Origin of the sequence: Microlunatus ginsengisoli (assembly GCF_039537205.1) — a bacterium.
GTDB lineage: Bacteria > Actinomycetota > Actinomycetes > Propionibacteriales > Propionibacteriaceae > Microlunatus > Microlunatus ginsengisoli.
Window position 1 is genome coordinate 1 of sequence record NZ_BAABAB010000055.1, and the last position, 6232, is coordinate 6232.

At 64.7% G+C, this 6232-nt stretch carries 6 protein-coding genes and 1 pseudogene; 1 reads left to right on the plus strand and 6 read right to left on the minus strand.

The window, feature by feature from the left end; translation table 11 throughout:
* Positions 1-1162 precede the first annotated feature (1162 nt).
* The 4 genes and pseudogenes from ABD747_RS25675 to ABD747_RS26825 all read right to left on the minus strand — a co-directional run.
* The gene (locus ABD747_RS25675) at positions 1163-1405 is read right to left on the minus strand and encodes a hypothetical protein (protein ID WP_344810003.1); all 243 of its coding nucleotides are present in this window, start codon (positions 1403-1405) and stop codon (positions 1163-1165) included.
* Positions 1405-1899: a fatty acid desaturase family protein gene (locus tag ABD747_RS25680; protein ID WP_344810004.1), complete on the minus strand. Its 495-nt coding sequence runs from the start codon at positions 1897-1899 to the stop codon at positions 1405-1407. Before ABD747_RS25680 ends, ABD747_RS25675 begins: the two co-directional genes overlap by 1 nt.
* Before the next feature lie 157 nt (positions 1900-2056).
* Positions 2057-2311 (minus strand): hypothetical protein, encoded by a 255-nt coding sequence (locus ABD747_RS26820; protein WP_425562587.1) that lies wholly within the window; start codon positions 2309-2311, stop codon positions 2057-2059.
* A gap of 16 nt (positions 2312-2327) precedes the next feature.
* Positions 2328-2603 (minus strand): annotated as a pseudogene (locus ABD747_RS26825) (DUF5994 family protein); the annotation flags it as partial.
* A gap of 1111 nt (positions 2604-3714) precedes the next feature.
* Here ABD747_RS26825 and ABD747_RS25685 point away from each other — a divergent pair.
* Entirely contained in the window at positions 3715-3858 is a 144-nt protein-coding gene (locus ABD747_RS25685) for a hypothetical protein (RefSeq protein ID WP_344810005.1), read from the plus strand.
* Between the two features lie 551 nt (positions 3859-4409).
* On the opposite strand, the gene ABD747_RS25690 is transcribed toward ABD747_RS25685, so the two are convergent.
* Positions 4410-4754, minus strand: coding sequence for a hypothetical protein (locus ABD747_RS25690; protein ID WP_344810006.1), 345 nt, complete (start codon positions 4752-4754; stop codon positions 4410-4412).
* Positions 4755-5713: 959 nt separating this feature from the next.
* The gene (locus tag ABD747_RS25695; RefSeq protein ID WP_344810007.1) at positions 5714-5926 is read right to left on the minus strand and encodes a hypothetical protein; all 213 of its coding nucleotides are present in this window, start codon (positions 5924-5926) and stop codon (positions 5714-5716) included.
* Between the last annotated feature and the right edge of the window lie 306 nt (positions 5927-6232).

Consider the following 6232-nt stretch of genomic DNA (forward strand, 5'->3'; position numbering starts at 1 on the left):
GCTGATCACTCACCGTCAACGCCGCAGCCACCACATGAGAAGTCTACCAAAATACCTTGCTAATTCACAGACACACCACTAGGACGGCCCATGCGGCGCTGTCGCTCAGGGCGACGAAGACGTGCCGTTCGTCGGCCTCAGCGTTTGTCAGCTTCGTCCGCACATCTGTTAGCTCCGTGCTGGCCAAGTAGCGGTTGACATAGGCCAAGAAGTCTCCGCCATGTGGGATCGATGAACCTCCGGTTCCGAGCGGCAGAAGATGAATCTCGCCCTCTGCGCGTCCTGATCCACGAATGACTTCGTCGACGCCCAGGCCAACCTTCGCTCCCAGAAGGTGCTCGCGTTCCTCCAGATAGGAAGGCGGCCCTGCTGCAAGACTGCGCCGGCGTGAGCAAGCAGGCCGGCTCCTTCAACGCGAAGTTGCTTCAAGCCGTCCGCGTCGCGGAGAACAATCCACCAGATGTGACTGAGACCCGGGGGCCGCGATCACACCATTGACGAACCGATCGCCAGCTGGTCGGGTGTCATCCTGTCGCGCGGCCCGGATGACACGGGCTCTTCCCCGGGCGATATCAGTGAGGACCTCGATCGCGGCCAGACGCCCATCTCGGAACTCAATCCGCAGATCGGGTGTCGCTGGGAGGCGATTGTCGTCCTGCAGGAAGACTCGCTCGTCGATGAATCGCCAGACGATGTTGGCGGCAGACCATTCAATGTCACCGAGGGGCCGCGTGCGGCCCGATCCCGCATGTCGGCCGGCCGCTCATCGACGACAAGGCCGTGCTCACCCTCGACGGATCCACGTCATGCCTGACTTTATCCGCCCCAGCGAGGACGCCTCGATCGGCAGAGCGACGAAACCGAAACCCGACACGTAATCGCTTCCGGCCTCGTACACCTGAGCAACGCCGTCGGATCGGGACATGCCGGCACGGATGCTGACTGCACCGGTCGCCGTCCTCACCCGATGGGCCGACAGCCTCCAACGCATCTCCCACGCCGGGTACCCCGCCCTCGCCATCGACCTTCTGACCGTGCTCCTCCCCCACCTGTCGAGGACCAAATTGCGCGCGGTGCGCCCCTGCTTGGTGAGGAAGTCGAGCTTGGCGTCTCTCGGGACGATCGGCATGCCGATGTGGTTGGGGGCGAAGGATGAGCCCATTTAGAGGCCGAAGACGGCCAGCTGGACGCCGAGGAAGGCGAACGCCATGCCCGATGGCAGCAGCCAGAACACGATCGTTAGGTAGCAGGCGAACCTTGCTCCGAGCAGGCCCAGCTCCAGCCATCGGCTCTGGACCTTCCGGTGGGCGATCAGACCTTGGAATGAGCGCAGGTGCAGGTTGAGGCTCTCTCCCAGCAGCAGCGGGAAGAACAGCCAGCCCCGACGCTGGGTGATCCAGCCCATCAGCCCGCTCCGGGTGGCAGCGGATTCTTCGTGGAAGGAGATGGTGTCGATCTCGATGTCGGGTCTTTGCCGATCTTGTTCGGGTTGGCGTGGTGCCGGGTGTGCTTGTTCATCCACCACGAGTAGCTGATGCCGACGAACAGGGTGGCCAGCACCCGTCCGAGGCGGTCGTTGGCAGGTCCGGACGCCAGGACCTGCCGGTGCGACGCCTCATGGCCGAGGAAGGCGAACTGGGTGAAGATCAGGCCGAGCGCTGCTGCCATGAGCAGCACCAGCCACGAGGTGTCCAACAAGATCATGCCAGTGGCTACGCCCCCAAGGGCGACCATGAGCCCGGTGAACAACAGTGCGTAGAACCATCGGGTCCGGTGCTGGAGGCCAAGTGTGCGGGTGGTCTGGGCCAACGCTGTGTAGGTATGGGTGGGGCTATTCACGCGCCGCGGCCTGGCTGCAATGGCCTGCAGAGCCGTCGTCGCCGCCGTCTCCTGTGTCATCTATTGATCCTTTTGGTGGCGCTGCCGGTCGTCTCGAAATGCGTCATGGATTCTTGTGCCTGCCATCGAGGGCCCGGGCTTCAGCTGGGGGGAGTGCGACTGGCTGCCATCCTCGCGGCAGTCGACGCTGGAACGCGTGCAGCGCCCAGGACTGCCTTTAGCGAGACGCGGAATGTCCGCCGTCGTCATCCCAATGAGCCAGTAGGTCAGGGCGCAGTCGGTCGTCGGATTCGGCCAGGATCGTGGTGGCTGACTTGTTGTTGGTCGGGGTGGCGGCCACCTGCATCGCGTGGCGCGCTGGGCGGTCCTCCCACTCCGGCGGTACGGCGAGCAGCTGGATAACGCGAGGGCCCGGACTTGTCACCAGCAGCGCCCGACTCGTGTTGTCGTGGGGAAAGGACGCCAAGGTCACGAACCCGTTGCCGATCTTGAGCCGACCCGGGCCGCTCGTCCAGTCCGCGGCCGAGTAGATCAGCCGCAGGATTCGGCCCAGGGACGGGCGGGAGATACTTGACCAGGCCAACGACCTCGGCGTGCAGATCGTGACCGTATGGCCACCAGGCACCGTCCAGGGCCCCACGACCGAGCGACGGCGACAACAACAGACGCAGTTGTTGATCGCCAGCCGGCGGAGTAGATCCACTCCACCCGGGAACGGGCTGGGCCACGAGGTCCATGGCCGGGTGAGCTGTTGCGATCAACATGATTTTCAACCTTCCACCCGGTCCTCAAAAGGGTCCGTGTGGAGGCTCCGTGAACAGCTAAACTGATTTTACTCCTTGCCGACAACAAGAGACGCTGAAGCCCAATCCGGCCGTGAGCGAAGAATTGGGGCATCGGAGTACACTGAAGATATTCCGGTAAACAGCGACATTCTTGCTTCAGGGTGCCGACCAGTCCGGTCGGACTGAACGGACTCGGATGACCGACCGCACAACCCTCCCCTCAACAAACGACGCCAGCCCACGGCCAGCCGGACTACCGACACGCCCGGCTAGGCCGGCCCGAAAGCCTGCGGCAGCTACCCTTGTTCCGCTCACCCGGGCCGCCTCAGCGTCGACTGCGATCTGTGTCGCCGGCCTCATCGCGGTCGGCCTGATCGTCTTCCTGGCCCAAAACACCCGGACCGTCGTTCCCATCACCTTCTGGATGCACGTCCAGGCTTCGCTCACCGTGTCGCTGCTGATCGCCACCGTCGGCGGCATCCTCCTGACAGCCCGTCCTGGGCATGACCCGCATCATCCAACTCCGCCACCTCATCCGATACCCCAAGCCGTGACGAACCCCAGCACCCAGCACGCAGAGGCCGTCTGTTCGTGGCCACATCAGGAGACCTCATGACCCTCGGTGGATCCGCAATCGTGGCCGAGCCTCCTGCGATCCCACGGGACGGACCGGCCCTAATGAGGAAGCTTGAGCTACTGCCCCCGCCTCGTCAGAGCGTTCGGACCGAACCGGTAGCGCCAGGCGCTCCCGAGCCGCGCCGACACCTTCCCCCTCCGATCCTCAGCTGGCCGCGCCCACACCTTCCCGCTCCGGTCCTCAGCTGGCCGCGCCCACACCTTCCCGCTCCAGTCCTCAGCTGGCCGCGCAGAGCGGTGGGGACTGTCGGTTGACCGGTCCGCGTATCCCAGTCAGGACGCTTCGCAGGCTCCTCTCAAGCCAGACCGGAGAACCCAGAATGTCCGGCGGGCCGCAAAACTGACAGTAGCCACGAAGGCAAGGAACAAGGTGGAGCGAGCCCGCCGGACCTCTTCAGCCTTCCACTGGGGAAAACGGTGGAAACGGCTGGTCTGATCCGAGGGGAGACAGACCATGACTGACACCCTGAACGACATGGCAGCAAACGAGGAGGAGTTGGACCAGCAGCAGTTGGCCGAGCAACTGTTGGCGCAGGCCAAGCTGCGGGGCGTGGAGCTGGTCGGCCCTGCCCGGCCGCGAACCCACCGTCGAAGTTGAGCCGGGCTGGGCTGGCACCGCCGCGGGCACGGGTCCTGGCAGCACCTCAAGTCGACCAGCTGGTCGCACACCGTGACGCGCTCGGTGAGTCGGTCGGTGAGCAAGGTGCGATCCTCCACCAACGCTGACCGGCACTGATCCTCGCCGGGATCCCCCGCTCGGCGGCTCAACGCCCTCGGCGACTCCGGCGGTGGCCTGGGCGTCAGCAAGTGGGTCTGTGCGGACCGGATCGAGTCCGAGCCTCGAGGCCGTCCGAACCAACGCTCCCGGGTTCTGTCCAATCCTGTTCTGTCCAACCCCGCCCCCATTCGGGCGTCGAGCTCGTCATGTCCGGTAACCCAGTGGAACGTCTCGAAACCACCGCCGCCCGATGGCCACGCGTCGAATGGCCACTTCCGGATCTCGGGTATCGTGTGCGCGGACAGGTTGTTCAAGATCACGTGTGCGGGCAGCCGGCTCGCTTCCTTGGGCACGAAGGCATCCCTCGGCAGGTTCGGCCGCCGGACCGTTGAGCCCTCCCGCACCAAGAAATTCGGCCAGGGCTTAGCTGATCAGCCTCCATCGGCGCCGACAACGTCACAACGAGCGGATTGAGTGCCCTCGATGACCGCGAGGTCGAGACATAGCAGGTGCGTGGATATGCCCGATGGCCACTCATCGACGAGGTCCACCGACGCCGAGAGTTCCGCCTCGTGTTCTGGAAGGAAACCGACACCGGCCACAACAACCTCGGTGCGGACCCCCTCGCTCGCCCAGCTGACGTTCAATGTGATCCGGCGTCCGCACGCGTACCCGCGGATCTCGTTGTCCTCGGGGATCCGAAAGACGACCTGATCGTCAGTCAGCGCATAGCTGACAACCACAACGCGTGGCCCGCGCCCGGTCTGGTGGCCCAAACCTCCCCGGCTTTGCTCACCGAGCCAGAAACGGCATTCGGACGCCGATAATCGACGGCTTGTCGGCGCCGGGTGGGAAGACAAGCGAGCTGAGGTAGACGCAAGCATGACCCTGGTTCTTCAAGTAATCTGACGATGGTAACGAGGTTGGAGCGTGGGCGGCATCACCAAGAACGATGGCAAGCTGAGGAATCCGCCACTTGACACCCCGGCTCCATTTCGACGGGGTTCAGCTCGATGATGAATCGCGACAGCGAAACACCCGCGCCGCAGAACAAACAGATGTGATGCGCAGCCATTGGCTGACGGCTGGATAGACGGCGATGAAGGCAGAGTCCCGCCGTGGCTCACACGGAGTCGGAAGAGCAGACCCGATCCCAGGCTACTCCTGACAGACAACCGTCGAGGTCCAGGCGCCAGAACCACCATCGCGGCGTGCCCGACGATCCGGACCGTGACCATGATGTCCACTGGAATCGCGCCCGTCGTGGGATCGCGCCCGGCGCGGACCCACGGCTCGCCCGCTCCAGACGGCCGGCGATGACCCGCACCTTCGTGGCCGACCCAAGATCGGCGGCCAGGTCGGCGAGGGCCCCGCCGTGCCGCCCAGCAGACGGCTGACGGGACGAGAGTCGGTGTCCAGACTGGCTAACGGAAGCCGGAACGAGGTTGGTTTCGGGTCATCGTGGCGGGCCCATCAGGCAGCCATCGGCCCATCCACGCTGACCCAATGCCGTCGCCTCAGAGTCTTCCGATCCCGATGAAGCCGCGACGCCGGGGTCCGGCCTGACAGCACGCACAAGATGATCACCCAACACCTGAGTCCGCGGATCTTTCCAGTAGGGCGGTGCTGTCCCTCGATGGCAACATCGAAGCGAGGTCGACGGCTACCGCTCATCGGGGCCCGACTCCCGGGTCGCGGTCGCAGCCCTCGACCCGCTGGTTCTCCAGCCTGAACCCTAGAGCGCGGCCTCGGCGTAGCCCTCCAGCAGCCGGCGGCGTAGATCGGCGACGTTCGCGGCGACCTCACGCCATCCGGTGCCGTCACCAGTCTGGAATCTCAGGAGCATCCAATTGCCGCCTTGGCTGTCCATGTTCTCCAAGCTCAGCAGCAGGCCATCAGCGCTGTCGCGTCCGCGTCGTGTCCGGTCGAACGCCTCGAGGATGACCATCAACCCATCGAGATAGTCAAGTGCTTGCTCGAGATCATCAGTTGTGATGTGGGCTCACGGCTTCGCGGCATGGCCACCCTAGTGGTTCCGTCGTGGTTCGCTCATAAGGGTCAACCGGGCACCGTTGAAGTAGGGGCGGCGGGGGTCCTCGCGTGCACCGCAGCGAAGAGCCCCGCCGTCGACGCTTATCTCGCGTAGCTGTCGGACAGACGACGACCGTCGGCCTCGGAGAACACGTGCACATGCTCGGGATCGATCCGTAGTCGTATCGTCGACCCTCGCTCGGGAGGGTTGCGGGACGAGATC

Excerpts from the sequence above, each read along its gene's own strand:
- ABD747_RS25685 (WP_344810005.1), top strand. The coding sequence starts at position 3,715 with ATGACTGACACCCTGAACGACATGGCAGCAAACGAGGAGGAGTTGGAC.
- ABD747_RS25695 (WP_344810007.1), bottom strand. The coding sequence starts at position 5,926 with ATGGTCATCCTCGAGGCGTTCGACCGGACACGACGCGGACGCGACAGC.
- ABD747_RS25680 (WP_344810004.1), bottom strand. The coding sequence starts at position 1,899 with ATGACACAGGAGACGGCGGCGACGACGGCTCTGCAGGCCATTGCAGCC.
- ABD747_RS25675 (WP_344810003.1), bottom strand. The coding sequence starts at position 1,405 with ATGGGCTGGATCACCCAGCGTCGGGGCTGGCTGTTCTTCCCGCTGCTG.